Origin of the sequence: Streptomyces sp. NBC_00162, from assembly GCF_024611995.1 — a bacterium.
Classification (GTDB): domain Bacteria; phylum Actinomycetota; class Actinomycetes; order Streptomycetales; family Streptomycetaceae; genus Streptomyces.
Window position 1 is genome coordinate 5,664,030 of sequence record NZ_CP102509.1, and the last position, 14,201, is coordinate 5,678,230.

Sequence of the window (14,201 nt, forward strand, 5' to 3'; positions counted from 1 at the left end):
TAGGGTCCCGATGCAATGGCCGGAGCACGCGTGGACACCGTCATGGCCCGGATGCGCATGCTGTCGCACCGGGCACGCACCTCCCTGCGCAAATCCGCCGTCGACTACTTCCGCGGAGACGCCTCCGACTGGCTCGCCTTCGCCGGGCTGCTGATCACCATCCCCGCCATCGCCTGCGGCACCATGATGCTGCCGGTCTGGTTCTCGCCCGCGGCGCTCGTCCTGCCGATCGTGGCCGGCGGCCTGCTGCTGCGCCCCGCCAGCCTCCTCGCGCTGTACGCCGCCTCCGCGGCCGCACTGATCGTCGAGGCCCTCGTCCTCGGCCCCTACACCCAGGGACCGGCACGCGTCACCCCCGGCACCGTCCTGGTCGTCGCGGCCTGCGGCCTCTTCGGGCTGGTCATCGCCCAGTTCCGAAGCCGCGTCGGCGTGCCCTGGCGGCGCGGCGGCACCATGCTCTTCGACCTGCGCGAACGGATCCGGATCCAGAGCAAGCTGCCCGCCCTGCCGCGCGGCTGGCACCGCGAGATGGCCCTGCGCCCGGCCGGCGGCCAGTCCTTCTCCGGAGACTTCGTCGTCGCGGCCCGCACCAACGGCGGCCGCACCCTGGAGATCGTCCTGACCGACGTCTCCGGCAAGGGCATGGAAGCGGGCTCCCGGGCCCTGCTGCTGTCCGGCGCCTTCGGCGGCCTGCTCGGGGCGCTGCCGCCGCACGGCTTCCTGCCCGCCGCCAACGGCTACCTGCTCCGCCAGGACTGGGACGAGGGCTTCGCCACCTCCATCCACCTCGTCCTGGACCTGCAGACCGGCGACTACGAACTCCTCTCCGCCGGCCACCTCCCCGCCCTCCAGCTCTCCGCGGGCACCGGCCGCTGGCAGGAGAAGACCGGCGAGGGCCCGCTGCTCGGCGTCTACGACGCCGCCGAATTCACCCCCGCCCGCGGGAACCTCCGCCGCGGCGACGTCCTGATGCTCTTCACCGACGGCCTGGTCGAGACGGCCGACCGCGAGATCAGCGAGGGCATCGACCGGCTCACGGGCGAGGCCGACCGCTACGTCGCCGCCGGCTGGGAGGGCGCCGCCTGGCACCTCATCGAAAAGGTCGCCAAGGACGTCAACGACGACCGCGCCCTGCTCCTGATCCGCCGCTCTCCCTGACGGGGGTGGGGTTTGCCCCACCCCCGGCCCGCCGGGCTCCGCCATGGCCGCCGCCCCGCCGTGATCCGTAGCGTCGGAGCCACGACCAGGACGGCATCGAGAGGCGGCCCACCATGGGAATCCGGCGAAACAAGCGGCCCAGCGACGACGCGGCACACACGTACGACGGCGCGGCCGCCGTCGAGCTGCGCGGCGTACGGCGGCGGTACGGACGCGGAGCCGAGGCCGTGCACGCCCTGCGCGGGATCGACCTCAGCCTGCCGCGCGGCAGCTTCACCGCCGTGATGGGCCCCTCCGGCTCCGGCAAGTCCACCTTCCTCCAGTGCGCCGCCGGACTCGACCTGCCCACCGAGGGCTCCGTCCGCCTCGGGGGCACCGAGATCACCGGCATGAACGAGAACGAGCTCACCGAACTCCGCCGCAGCCGGCTCGGCTTCGTCTTCCAGGCCTTCAACCTGCTGCCGTCGCTGACCGTCGAGCAGAACGTGCTGCTCCCGATGCGGCTGGCCGGCGGCCGGTCCGCGCACCAGGGCCGCGCCCGGGCCGCCGACCTGCTCGCCCGCGTCGGCCTCGAGGGCAAGGGCGGCCGCCGGCCCGCCGAACTCTCCGGTGGGCAGCAACAACGGGTGGCGATCGCCCGGGCGCTGGTCACCTCGCCCGACGTGGTCTTCGCCGACGAACCCACCGGCGCCCTCGACACCACCACCGCCGCCGAGGTCCTCGGGCTGCTGCGGTCCGCCGTCGACTCCCTGCGCGCCACCGTCGTCATGGTCACCCACGACCCGGCCGCCGCCGCCCACGCCGACCAGGTGCTCTTCCTCGCCGACGGCCTCATCGCCGACCGGCTGCCGCGCAGCTCCGCCGCGGCCGTCGCCGCCCGCATGACCGCCCTCACGGCCCGCCCGGCCCAGGCGTACGCGGCCTGAGGAAGCCCGGGCGGGGCGGGCGGAGGTGGGCCACTCGGCGCGGATTGGCCCGCCCCGGCGGCCCCGGCGAGGCCTAACGTGCCCCCATGGACCGTACGCTCGCCGCCGACCTCGCCCGGCTCCCCGACCTCCTCGACGCCACCCGCCGCGCCGCCGCCGACGCCCTCGCAGCCCTGGACGCGCGTCCCGTCGTACCGCCCGCCGGGAAGCCGGACGAGGCTCCCGAGGCCCTCCCGGAGCTCGGCGCGGGCGCCGAAGCCGCCCTCGCCGCCTTCCGGGACCGCTGGGAGCCGCGGCTGTCCGCCTCCGCCGGCCCCCGCTACCTCGGCTTCGTCACCGGCGGCGCCACCCCCGCCGCCCTCGCCGGGGACTGGCTCACCGCCGCCCACGACCAGAACTCCAACTCCGCCCTCGACGGCGCCGGCCAGGACCTCGAACGCGAGACCGTCGGCTGGCTCCGCGCCCTCTTCGACCTCTCGCCCGACCACTCCGGCACCTTCGTCAGCGGCGCCACCATGTCCAACACCACCGGCCTCGCCATCGCCCGCGAATGGCTCGGCGAACGCCTCGGCGTCTCCCCGGCCGAGGACGGCGTCGCGGCCCTCGGCGCCGTCCGCGTGCTCTCCGGCGCCCCGCACTCCTCCATCGCCAAGGCCCTCTCCGTCCTCGGCCTGGGCCGAAGCTCCCTCGTCAAGGTCCCGACCCTGCCCGGCCGCGAGGCCGTGGACCCGGCCGCCCTGGACCGGGCACTGGCCGACACCCCCGGCCCGGCCGTCGTCGTCGCCAACGCAGGCACCGTCAACACGGTCGACTTCGACGACCTCCGGGCCGTCGCCGCCCTCAAGCGGCGCCACGACTTCTGGCTGCACACCGACGCCGCCTTCGGCGCCTTCGCCGCCCTCTCCCCGGACCACGCCCACCTCGCCGCCGGCCTCGACGCCTCCGACTCCCTCTGCGTCGACCTGCACAAGTGGCTCAACGTCCCCTACGACAGCGCCGTCCAGTTCACCCGCCGGCGCGACCTCCAGGCCCGCGTCTTCCAAAACTCCGCGGCCTACCTCGGCCCCCTCGGCGACGACCCCGACCTGGTCCACCTCACCCCGGAGAACTCCCGCCGGCTGCGCGCCCTCGCCGCCTGGTTCACGCTCCGCGCGTACGGCCGCCAGGGCCACCGGGAGATCGTCGAACGCGACATCGCCTGCGCCCGCGCGCTGGGCGAGCGGCTCTCCCGGGACCCCGCCTTCACCCTGCTCGCCCCGGTCCGGCTCAACGTCGTCTGCTTCACCCTCGCCGCCGACCCCACCCCGGCCCGGCTGACCGCTCTGCGCGAGGCGGCCGCCGCCGAGGTCTTCGTCACCCCGACCGTCTACGAGGGAACCCCCGCCCTGCGCGCCGCGTTCTCCAACTGGCGTACCACGCAGGCGGATGTACACCGGGCCGCGGAGGCCCTCCGGACAGCGGCAAGGGAGATCGCATGACGAGCAGCCCCCTGACCCTCATCGAGGTCGAGGCGCTCGCCCGCGCCGCGCACGAGGGCCAGACCGACAAGGCCGGCCGGCCGTACGCAGAGCACCTCGCGGCCGTGGCCGAGGGCGTCCGCCTGCGCGGCGGCAGCCCCGAACAGCAGGCGGCGGCCTGGCTCCACGACGCGATCGAGGACGAGGCGCTCAGCCTCACCTGGCTGGATTCCGCCGCCCTGCCGCAGCCCGTGAAGGACATGGTCCTCGCCGTCACCAAGCGCCCCGGCGAACCGGTCGAGCAGTACGCGGCCCGGATCCTCGCCACCCCGGGCGCCCTGCTGGTCAAGGAGGCCGACCTCGCGCACAACGCAGATCCCGTACGGCTCTCCGTGCTGGACGGCCCCACGCGTGAGCGGCTGTCCGCGAAGTACGCGTATGTCCGCTCGCTCCTCGGCCTCACCTGACCCCGTCGCCAGGGTGGCCGGAAGAAACGGAACGATGGCGATTCGTCACGGGGCGGATAGCCGGGGCCCGTTGGTGGGAGGATGGTCCATGTGGGTGTGCGTGGCCGTACGCCCCGGGCCGACCAGGGGACGACCGAAGGTGTGATCAGTAGTGGCCATTTCGCTGTCAGTGGTGGTTCTGTTGGCGGTCATCCTGGTGGTGCTGATCCGCGGCAACCACATCAAGACGGGCCCCGCCATCGTCGCGGCCCTCTTCGGCTTCTTCCTGGCGTCCAGCTCGATCTCGGACGACGTGAACCGTTTCCTCAACTCCCTCGCGACGATGATCGCGAACATCAAGCTCTAGGCGGCGTGACGTCCGCGGGCTGCAGGTCGGCGCTCACCTGACCCCCCAGGGTCATGACGTTCAAGGTGGCCGAGTTCTCGCTCGCTATGGCCTTCTCCACCCGTGCCACCAGGGTCGTGAAGGACTCGCTCTCCGACAGGCCGAGATAGGGGCCCACGCCCGACTGGAAGTAGACCTTCTCGTGGCCGAGCAGCTGCTCGGTCGACCGGTAGTTCTTCCACTGCTCGCGGTAGCGGTACACGCTCTCCAGCGAGACGGAGCCGACGACGACCAGGCTGAGCGCCGTCGCGGTGAGCCGGGCGAACGGCAGGTCGATGTTGACCAGTACGGGCACCATCGCACCCCCGACCACCGACACGGTCCGCATCCTGAGATGCATGGCCTTCATCTTGACGGCCTTCCGGTCGTACCACTTCTGGTACTGGGAAAGCCTGGTGTCCACGTAGCGCTCGGCCTTGCTCGCCTCCGGCATGCGTGGGAGTAGACCGGCGAACTCGTGCGGAGTCAACCCACCGTCTGCCGGGGCCTGTTGGCCGAACCGGGAACGACTGAGGGCCAGGTCGGAGGAAATATCCTCCGACCTGGCCCTCGAGTACTCAGAGCGGGCGACGGGAATCGAACCCGCGTAGCTAGTTTGGAAGACTAGTGCTCTACCATTGAGCTACGCCCGCAACGCGCGCGCCGCAGGTCCGGGGACCGCGGCACGGACAGCATCCTAGCGGGTCGCGCGGGGGGAGCGCACACCGCATTCGAGCCCGCCGCGAGGACCTGCCGAGAAGCCGGCCGGGAAACTCGGGAAACCCCGCACATCGGAGGGTCTCCGGGCATGTACCCTACGTGTCGCACCGACGGGGTGTGGCGCAGCTTGGTAGCGCGTCCGCTTTGGGAGCGGAAGGTCGTCGGTTCGAATCCGGCCACCCCGACCACCAGCAGTGTCCCCTCCGATCCCATCGAGGGTCCTCCACAAGATCGCGTTGTGGGCTGATTGCCGCTTGCGGTTACTATGCAAGCTGCGTGCCCGTGTGTCTGATGTACCGGGCCGAAGTCCGCTGAACCGCTGAATCACAGCGTGACGGCAGAACCCCCAGCAGTCAGCCACAAGGAGACCGAACCGTGAAGAGCGCCGTGGAGACCCTGAACCCGACTCGGGTTCGGCTCACTGTTGAGGTGCCCTTCGAGGAGCTCAAGGACAGCCTCGACGCGGCGTACAAGAAGATCAACCAGCAGGTCACGGTGAAGGGCTTCCGCAAGGGCAAGATCCCGGCCCGCGTCATCGACCAGCGCTTCGGCCGCGGTGCGGTGCTGGAGGAGGCCGTCAACGACGCCCTCCCGAAGTTCTACACCGAGGCGGTCAACGAGGCCGACCTGAACCCGCTGGGCCAGCCCGAGGTCGACATCACGGAGCTGAAGGACGGCGAGCTGCTGGCCTTCACCGCCGAGGTCGACGTTCGCCCCGAGATCGAGATTCCGGACTACTCCGGCATCGAGGTCGAGGTCGACGCCATCGAGGTCTCCGACGAGGACATCGAGAAGTCCGTCGAGCAGCTGCGCGGCCGCTTCGCGTCCACCAAGGACGTCGAGCGCGCCGCCCAGGACGGTGACGTCGTCACCCTCGACCTCGAGGCCAAGGTCGACGGAGAGGTGCTGGAGGACGGCGTCGCTTCCGACGTGTCCTACACCATCGGCTCGGGCGAGCTCCTCGAGGGCATCGACGAGGCCGTCAAGGGCCTGGAGGCCGGTGGCGAGGCCACCTTCACCTCCCAGCTGAAGGGCGGCTCCGCCGAGGGCAAGGACGCCGAGGTCACCGTCAAGGTCACCAAGGTCTCCGCCCGCGAGCTGCCGGAGCTGGACGACGAGTTCGCGCAGATGGCGAGCGAGTTCGACACCCTCGAGGACCTCAAGGCCGACAGCCGCAAGCGCCTCGAGAACATGAAGCAGTACGACCAGGCCACGCAGGCCCAGGAGCGCGTCCTGGAGAAGCTGCTGGAGCTCGTCGAGGTCCCGATCCCCGAGAAGCTCCTCGCGGACGAGGTCCAGACCCGCAAGCACAACCTGGAGCACCACCAGCTCGGCCAGATGGGTCTGACCATCGAGAAGTACCTGGAGTTCCAGGGCAAGACGGTCGAGGAGTTCGACGCCGAGACCTCCGAGCAGGCGATCAAGGGCATCAAGACGCAGTTCGTCCTCGACGCGCTGGTCAACAAGGAGAAGCTGGGCGTCGACCAGGAGGAGCTCACCGAGCACCTCATGCGCCGCGCTGCTTCCTCCGGCATGTCCCCCGACCAGTTCGCCCAGGCCGTGGTCGAGGGTGGCCAGGTCCCGATGCTGGTCGGCGAGGTCGCCCGCGGCAAGGCCCTCGCGGTCGTCGTCGAGGCCGCCAAGGTCGTCGACACCAACGGTGAGGTCGTCGACCTCTCCGACGAGGACGAGGAGCAGGCCGTCGAGACGGTCGAGGCCGCCGTCGAGGGTGACGCCGAGGACAAGGCCGAAGAGGCCAAGTAACACCCAGGGCGAAGCCCACTGAGCAGTACCCCGAAGGGCCCGGACGCCGTCGCGTCCGGGCCCTTCGGCACTGCCGCCGAAAGGCTCCCGTACCTTGCGCTCCGAGCGAACAGTTCGGGAAGCGGGATGGCGTTGTCCTACCTGCGCGTTAGGGTCCATGAATACGAGGGCACGTGAGTACCCGGATGCCGGCGGACTTGTCCGCACCGGCCGGACCGCGCCCCAGAACGAGACGCTGAGACGGCACATGGCCGTCGGAGACGAGCAGGTGGATACGTGACGAATCTGAAGCCTTACGCCGCGGGTGAGCCGTCCATCGGTGGCGGCCTCGGCGACCATGTCTACAACCGGCTGCTCGGCGAGCGCATCATCTTCCTCGGCCAGCAGGTCGACGACGACATCGCCAACAAGATCACCGCACAGCTCCTCCTCCTGGCCGCCGAGCCGGAGAAGGACATCTACCTGTACATCAACAGCCCCGGTGGCTCCGTGACGGCGGGCATGGCGGTCTACGACACCATGCAGTACATCCCGAACGACGTCGTCACCATCGGCATGGGCATGGCGGCCTCCATGGGCCAGTTCCTGCTCACCGGTGGCGCCAAGGGCAAGCGCTTCGCCCTGCCGAACACCGACATCCTGATGCACCAGGGCTCCGCGGGCATCGGTGGCACCGCGTCGGACATCAAGATCCAGGCCCAGTACCTGCTGCGCACCAAGCAGCGCATGGCCGAGATCACCGCGTTCCACTCGGGCCAGACCGTCGAGGCGATCATCCGCGACGGCGACCGCGACCGCTGGTTCACCGCCGAGGAGGCCAAGGAGTACGGCCTCATCGACGAGATCATCTCGGCCGCGTCCAACGTGCCGGGCGGCGGCGGCACCGGGGCCTGATCCCGGCGCGCGACCTCTCGTACGCCCGCCCGTACAGGCAAGCCTCAGCCCGCAGAACGCCACCAGGATGGTGAACACCCAGATGCACATGAACAACCTCTCTCCCGCGAGCGGCCTCTACACCGGCGCTCAGGTGGACAACCGCTACGTCATCCCGCGCTTCGTCGAGCGCACCTCGCAGGGCGTGCGCGAGTACGACCCGTACGCGAAGCTCTTCGAGGAGCGCATCATCTTCCTCGGCGTGCAGATCGACGACGCCTCGGCGAACGACGTCATGGCGCAGCTGCTGTGCCTGGAGTCGATGGACCCGGACCGGGACATCTCGATCTACATCAACAGCCCCGGCGGCTCCTTCACCGCGCTGACGGCCATCTACGACACGATGCAGTTCGTGAAGCCGGACATCTCCACGGTCTGCATGGGCCAGGCGGCCTCCGCCGCCGCGGTCCTGCTCGCCGCCGGTGCCCCGGGCAAGCGCATGGCCCTGCCGAACGCCCGCGTGCTGATCCACCAGCCGTCCGGCGGCACCGGCCGTGAGCAGCTCTCCGACCTGGAGATCGCGGCCAATGAGATCCTGCGCATGCGCGACCAGCTGGAGACCATGCTGGCCAAGCACTCGACGACGCCGATCGAGAAGATCCGCGACGACATCGAGCGCGACAAGATCCTCACTGCCGAGGACGCGCTGGCGTACGGCCTGATCGACCAGGTCGTCTCCACCCGCAAGAGCTCGGCCTGATCCTTGCCTCCAGTTGGCGTGGGCACGCTGCCGGATTCGGCGGTGTGAACCACGTCAAGGGGGCCCCGCACGGGGCCCCCGGCAAGGTACCGTCGGATATGAGGCACCAGGAGCGCTGAACCAGGCGTCTCCCAGGCGAAGGGGAAGCACCTCGTGGCACGCATCGGTGACGGCGGCGACCTGCTCAAGTGCTCGTTCTGCGGAAAGAGCCAGAAGCAGGTGAAGAAGCTCATCGCAGGGCCCGGTGTGTACATCTGCGACGAGTGCATCGACCTCTGCAACGAGATCATCGAAGAGGAACTCGCGGAGACCTCCGAGGTCCGGTGGGAGGAACTCCCCAAGCCCCGTGAGATCTACGAGTTCCTGGAGAGCTACGTCGTCGGCCAGGAGCCGGCGAAGAAGGCGCTCTCCGTCGCGGTCTACAACCACTACAAGCGGGTCCAGGCCGGCGAGAACGGCGGCGCGCAGGGCCGGGACGACGCGATCGAACTCGCGAAGTCCAACATCCTGCTGCTCGGCCCCACCGGCTCCGGCAAGACGCTGCTCGCGCAGACGCTCGCCCGCATGCTCAACGTTCCGTTCGCCATCGCCGACGCGACGGCGCTGACGGAGGCCGGGTACGTCGGCGAGGACGTCGAGAACATCCTGCTGAAGCTGATCCAGGCGGCGGACTACGACGTCAAGAAGGCCGAGACCGGGATCATCTACATCGACGAGATCGACAAGGTCGCCCGCAAGAGCGAGAACCCGTCGATCACGCGCGACGTGAGCGGCGAGGGCGTTCAGCAGGCCCTCCTGAAGATCCTGGAAGGCACGACGGCCTCCGTCCCGCCGCAGGGTGGCCGCAAGCACCCGCACCAGGAGTTCATCCAGATCGACACGACGAACGTGCTCTTCATCGTGGGCGGCGCCTTCGCCGGCCTGGAGAAGATCATCGAGTCGCGTGCGGGTTCCAAGGGCATCGGCTTCGGGGCGACGATCCGCTCGAAGCGCGAGATCGAGGCCAGCAACCAGTTCCAGGAGGTCATGCCGGAGGACCTGGTGAAGTTCGGGATGATCCCCGAGTTCATCGGCCGCCTCCCCGTGCTGACCTCCGTGCACAACCTGGACCGCGAGGCCCTGCTCCAGATCCTCATCGAGCCGCGTAACGCCCTGGTGAAGCAGTACCAGCGACTGTTTGAACTCGACGGTGTGGAACTGGACTTCGAGCGGGAAGCCCTCGAAGCCATCGCCGACCAGGCGATCCTCCGCCAGACGGGCGCGCGCGGCCTGCGCGCCATCATGGAGGAGGTCCTGATGTCGGTGATGTACGAGGTCCCGTCCCGCAAGGACGTGGCCCGCGTGGTCATCACCTCGGACGTGGTCCGCTCCAACGTCAACCCGACGCTGGTCCCCCGCATCGTCCCGAAGGACCAGGGCCCGCAGGAGAAGTCGGCGTAGCCCGAAGTACGTACAAGGAGGGGCGCCCCAGATATCTGGGGCGCCCCTCCTCGCGTTCCGGACTACCTTGATCGATAATCGGACAAAAGTTCGCATGGCCGGGTGTGGTTGGCCGCTTCCTTGATCAACTTTGTCTCGACGTCGTCTTTCAGCGAAGGGAACGAGACATGAAGATGAAGCGTGCAGTGGGAGTCCTGGCGGTGGCAGTCGCCGCTACTGCGCTGCCGATTGTGGTGGCTGCGCCCGCGTCGGCCGATCAGGGTGATTGCCAGCTCTACCTGTTCGACAGGGGCTACAACGTCGGTCCGAAGGTGGAGTCGGCCTGCGGGACGGGTGCCGACCGCTGGAACCCGGCAGGCTGGGGCCAGTGCCTCATGGGGCTGACGGGCATCGGGGTGAGGCAGGAACACGCCGTCGAGGCCTGCAACGCCGCCAAGTGGTAGTTGTCTGGCTGCGGCCGGCCTGCACGGAAACGAGTGCCCGTGCAGGCCGCTGGCGCGATCAGGCCTTGGTGCGACCGGTGTTGTAGAGCTTCGCCGTCAGGGCGGCCACGTCGTCGAGGGTGCCGCTGCTCCCGCCGAGCGCGGCCGCAACCGGATCGACGGCGTTGATGCCGACCAGGGTCGAGTGGTCGCCCCAGGCGCAGGAGGGGATCTCGATGTCCTTGGGCGCCTTGCTCGCGCCGGGCTTGGTGCTGATCATCTTGACGTTGGCGCACTTCATCACGGCGCCCTTGAAACCGGCCGGGGTGAACTCCTTAGGAGTGCCGACCAGCTCGTACTTGAAGCCGATCTTCTCGGTTTCCTTGTTGTTCTGGCCGATCCCGGCGTAGTAGCTGTCGACCGCCTTCTCCGGGTCGGCGATCTCGCCCCAGAGGCCGTTGGCCGCGAACTGCTTGCCCTTCTCGTCCTTACCGATCTTGTACTGGGCAGTCGCATTGTGTGCGTTCTTCACGCCGAGCGCCTCGGCCTTGGTCTTCCCCTCACCGGTGACCGGGGTGTCGGCCGCGGGGGCACCGGCGGCGTCCGGCGCCTTCTGGTAGCTGTCGACCGCAGCGGGGTAGGCCAGCTTGTAGCCCTTGGTGTCCGAGCCCACCGACCCTGAACCGCCGCCCAGGAAGTACCAGCCGCCGCCCGCGATCACCGCGACCGCGACGACCACCGCGATGACCACGCCGGCCTTGGACTTCTTCGGCTGCTGCGGGGGCATCCCGCCGTACGGGGGCTGCTGGTAGCCGTAGCCCGGCTGCTGCTGGGGCTGCTGCGGGTATCCCTGCGGCGGGACGCCCGGCTGCTGCGGGTAGCCGTAACCGGGCTGGGGCGCGGGCTGACCGTAGGGCCCCGGCGGCGGGGGCTGCTGCCCGTACGGTCCGGGCTGCTGCGGCTGCTGTCCGTAAGGTCCCGGCTGGTTGTAGCTCATCCCGCGTCCCCCAATGAGGTTGCTTATACGTTCCACACATCCTGTCGGAAGCCGAAGTCTCCGGGTTCGCCGGGTCACCTGAATACCGGTTTCAGTACCGGACCGTTACGCCTCTAAACTGACCCCGTGACCGAGAACACGCAGACACCCAGCAGCCCCAACTCCGAACTGCCGACCCAGTACGCGCCGGCCGAGGTAGAGGGGAAGCTCTACGAGCGCTGGGTAGAACGTGGTTACTTCACGGCCGATCCCGCGAGCGAGAAGCCCGCGTACACCATCGTCATCCCGCCGCCGAACGTCACCGGCTCCCTGCACCTGGGGCACGCCTTCCAGCACACGCTCATGGACGCCCTGACCCGCCGCAAGCGGATGCAGGGCTACGAGTCGCTGTGGCTGCCCGGCATGGACCACGCCGGCATCGCCACCCAGAACAAGGTCGAGCAGCAGCTCGCCGAGGAGGGCAAGTCCCGCCACGACCTGGGCCGCGAGGAGTTCGTCGAGCGGGTCTGGCAGTGGAAGGAAGAGTACGGCGGCAAGATCCTCGGCCAGATGAGGCGGCTGGGCGACGGTGTGGACTGGTCGCGCGAGCGGTTCACGATGGACGAAGGGCTGTCCAAGGCCGTCCAGACGATCTTCAAGAAGCTCTTCGACGACGGGCTCATCTACCGCGCCGAGCGCATCATCAACTGGTGCCCCCGCTGTCTGACGGCCATCTCCGACATCGAGGTGGAGTACCAGGAGGACGCGGGCGAGCTCGTCTCGATCAAGTACGGCGAGGGTGAGGACACCCTGGTCGTCGCGACCACCCGCGCCGAGACGATGCTCGGTGACACGGCCATCGCCGTCCACCCGGACGACGAGCGCTACAAGCACCTGGTCGGCAAGCTGATCAAGCTGCCGCTCACCGACCGCTCCATCCCGGTCGTCGCCGACACCCACGTCGACCCGGCGTTCGGCACCGGCTGCGTCAAGGTCACCCCGGCCCACGACCCGAACGACTTCGCCATCGGGCAGCGGCACGGCCTGCCCAACCTGACGATCATGGACGAGCACGGCGTCATCACCGTCCACGGCCCCTTCCTCGGCCTGGACCGCTTCGAGGCCCGCTCCGCCGTCGTCGGCGCCCTGCGCCAGCAGGGTCGGATCGTCGCCGAGAAGCGTCCGTACATGCACTCCGTCGGGCACTGCTCGCGCTGCTCCACCACCGTCGAGCCCCGCCTGTCCCTCCAATGGTGGGTCAAGGTCGAGACCCTCGCCAAGGCCGCGGGTGACGCGGTCCGCGACGGCCGGGTCGCGATCCACCCGCAGGAGATGGAGAAGCGCTACTTCGACTGGGTCGACAACCTCAACGACTGGTGCATCTCGCGCCAGCTGTGGTGGGGCCACCGGATCCCGGTCTGGTACGGCCCGGACGGCGAGGTCGTCTGCGTCGGACCGGACGACGAGGCGCCGACGGGGGAGGGCTGGGTCCAGGACACCGACGTCCTCGACACCTGGTTCTCGTCCGGGCTGTGGCCGTTCTCGACGCTCGGCTGGCCGGAGCAGACCCCGGACCTGAAGAAGTTCTATTCCACGGACGTCCTGGTCACCGGGCACGACATCATCTTCTTCTGGGTCGCCCGGATGATGATGTTCGGCCTGTACGCCATGGACGGCGAGGCCCCGTTCAAGACGATCGCGCTGACCGGTCTGGTCCGCGACGAGCGCGGCAAGAAGATGTCGAAGTCCTTCGGCAACGTGGTCGACCCGCTGGACTGGATGGACAAGTACGGCTCCGACGCCGTCCGCTTCACCCTGGCCAAGGGCGCCAACCCCGGCACCGACGTCCCGATCGGTGAGGACTGGGTCCAGGCCTCCAGCAAGTTCGCCAACAAGATCTGGAACGCCACGCGCTTCGCGCTGATGAACGGCGCGACGATCGAGGGCGAGCTGCCGGCCGCGGAGCAGATGTCCGCGACCGACCGCTGGATCCTGTCGCGGCTCAACAAGACCGTCGCGCAGGTCGACGCGTACTACGAGGACTTCCAGTTCTCGAAGCTCAGCGAGGCGCTGTACCACTTCGCGTGGGACGAGGTCTTCGACTGGTACGTCGAGCTGTCGAAGACGACCTTCTTCGCGGGCGGCGAGCAGGCCAAGGTCTCCGGCCGGGTGCTGGGCGAGGTCATCGACGTCATGCTGCGGCTGCTGCACCCGGTGGTCCCGTTCGTCACCGAGACGCTGTGGACCACGCTGACCGGCCGCGAGTCGCTCGTGATCGCCGAGTGGCCCAAGGACAGCGGTTTCCGCGACGAGGCCGCCGAGGCCGAGATCGGGAACGTCCAGTCGGTCGTCACCGAGGTCCGTCGCTTCCGCAAGGAGCAGGGTCTGCAGGACGGCCAGAAGGTCCCGGCCCGCCTGGACCTGGCCGGCACCGCGCTGGCCGCGCACGAGGCCGCCATCCGGCAGCTGCTGCGTCTGCAGCCGGAGGGCGACTCCTTCAGCGCCACCGCGACCCTCCCGGTCGCCGGCGCGAGCGTCGCGCTCGACCTGTCGGGCACCATCGACGTGGCCGCCGAGCGCAAGCGCCTCTCCAAGGACCTCGCGGCCGCGGAGAAGGAGAAGCAGCAGGCCGAGGCGAAGCTCGGGAACGAGGCGTTCATCGCCAAGGCTCCCGACAACGTCGTGGACAAGATCAAGGGCCGGCTGGCCAAGGCCGAGGCGGACATCGCCCGGATCCAGGCCCAGCTGGACACGCTGCCGCCCGCGTAGCCGCCCGCAAGCGAGTGAAGGCCCCCACACCGTCGGTCGATGTGGGGGCCTTCCCCGTATGCCTTCCCCGCGCGGGGGCCGGCGTCACAGGAGTCATCCGGGGTG

General features: G+C 69.4%; 13 protein-coding genes and 2 tRNA genes. 12 read left to right on the forward strand and 3 right to left on the reverse strand.

The window, feature by feature from the left end:
* The first annotated feature begins 15 nt into the window (after positions 1-15).
* From JIW86_RS26285 to JIW86_RS26305, 5 genes are all read left to right on the forward strand, one after another.
* Positions 16-1,158, forward strand: coding sequence for a PP2C family protein-serine/threonine phosphatase (locus JIW86_RS26285; protein ID WP_257556322.1), 1,143 nt, complete (start codon positions 16-18; stop codon positions 1,156-1,158).
* A 113-nt stretch (positions 1,159-1,271) separates the two neighbouring features.
* Positions 1,272-2,084 (forward strand): ABC transporter ATP-binding protein, encoded by an 813-nt coding sequence (locus JIW86_RS26290; RefSeq protein ID WP_257556323.1) that lies wholly within the window; start codon positions 1,272-1,274, stop codon positions 2,082-2,084.
* 86 nt (positions 2,085-2,170) lie between these two features.
* Positions 2,171-3,562 carry a pyridoxal phosphate-dependent decarboxylase family protein gene (locus JIW86_RS26295; RefSeq protein ID WP_257556324.1) on the forward strand — a complete coding sequence of 464 codons (1,392 nt, stop codon included), beginning with the start codon at positions 2,171-2,173 and terminating at the stop codon, positions 3,560-3,562.
* Complete coding sequence (locus JIW86_RS26300; protein WP_257556326.1) at positions 3,559-4,008, forward strand: HD domain-containing protein; 450 nt, start codon at positions 3,559-3,561, stop codon at positions 4,006-4,008. The genes JIW86_RS26295 and JIW86_RS26300 overlap by 4 nt, the downstream gene beginning before the upstream one ends.
* Before the next feature lie 151 nt (positions 4,009-4,159).
* Positions 4,160-4,354, forward strand: coding sequence for a hypothetical protein (locus JIW86_RS26305; RefSeq protein WP_215140028.1), 195 nt, complete (start codon positions 4,160-4,162; stop codon positions 4,352-4,354).
* On the opposite strand, the gene JIW86_RS26310 is transcribed toward JIW86_RS26305, so the two are convergent.
* Both JIW86_RS26310 and JIW86_RS26315 read right to left on the reverse strand, forming a co-directional pair.
* Positions 4,344-4,826, reverse strand: coding sequence for a DUF4231 domain-containing protein (locus tag JIW86_RS26310; RefSeq protein WP_257556327.1), 483 nt, complete (start codon positions 4,824-4,826; stop codon positions 4,344-4,346). The genes JIW86_RS26305 and JIW86_RS26310 overlap by 11 nt on opposite strands.
* Before the next feature lie 128 nt (positions 4,827-4,954).
* Positions 4,955-5,025, reverse strand: a tRNA-Gly gene (locus tag JIW86_RS26315).
* A 178-nt stretch (positions 5,026-5,203) separates the two neighbouring features.
* On the opposite strand from JIW86_RS26315, the gene JIW86_RS26320 reads away from it, so the two are divergent.
* From JIW86_RS26320 to JIW86_RS26345, 6 genes are all read left to right on the forward strand, one after another.
* A tRNA-Pro gene (locus JIW86_RS26320) sits at positions 5,204-5,280 on the forward strand.
* A gap of 187 nt (positions 5,281-5,467) precedes the next feature.
* Positions 5,468-6,856: a trigger factor gene (gene tig, locus JIW86_RS26325; RefSeq protein ID WP_257556328.1), complete on the forward strand. Its 1,389-nt coding sequence runs from the start codon at positions 5,468-5,470 to the stop codon at positions 6,854-6,856.
* Between the two features lie 276 nt (positions 6,857-7,132).
* The gene (locus JIW86_RS26330; RefSeq protein WP_215140031.1) at positions 7,133-7,750 is read left to right on the forward strand and encodes an ATP-dependent Clp protease proteolytic subunit; all 618 of its coding nucleotides are present in this window, start codon (positions 7,133-7,135) and stop codon (positions 7,748-7,750) included.
* A 67-nt stretch (positions 7,751-7,817) separates the two neighbouring features.
* Positions 7,818-8,489 carry an ATP-dependent Clp protease proteolytic subunit gene (locus tag JIW86_RS26335; protein ID WP_285443927.1) on the forward strand — a complete coding sequence of 224 codons (672 nt, stop codon included), beginning with the start codon at positions 7,818-7,820 and terminating at the stop codon, positions 8,487-8,489.
* A gap of 153 nt (positions 8,490-8,642) precedes the next feature.
* On the forward strand, positions 8,643-9,929 hold the full coding sequence (gene clpX, locus JIW86_RS26340; RefSeq protein WP_215140032.1) for an ATP-dependent Clp protease ATP-binding subunit ClpX: 1,287 nt from the start codon (positions 8,643-8,645) through the stop codon (positions 9,927-9,929).
* A gap of 167 nt (positions 9,930-10,096) precedes the next feature.
* Positions 10,097-10,372: a hypothetical protein gene (locus JIW86_RS26345; protein WP_257556329.1), complete on the forward strand. Its 276-nt coding sequence runs from the start codon at positions 10,097-10,099 to the stop codon at positions 10,370-10,372.
* Positions 10,373-10,430: 58 nt separating this feature from the next.
* On the opposite strand, the gene JIW86_RS26350 is transcribed toward JIW86_RS26345, so the two are convergent.
* Entirely contained in the window at positions 10,431-11,348 is a 918-nt protein-coding gene (locus tag JIW86_RS26350; protein WP_257556330.1) for a hypothetical protein, read from the reverse strand.
* Between the two features lie 126 nt (positions 11,349-11,474).
* On the opposite strand from JIW86_RS26350, the gene JIW86_RS26355 reads away from it, so the two are divergent.
* Positions 11,475-14,096: a valine--tRNA ligase gene (locus JIW86_RS26355; RefSeq protein ID WP_257556331.1), complete on the forward strand. Its 2,622-nt coding sequence runs from the start codon at positions 11,475-11,477 to the stop codon at positions 14,094-14,096.
* Positions 14,097-14,201 lie beyond the last annotated feature (105 nt).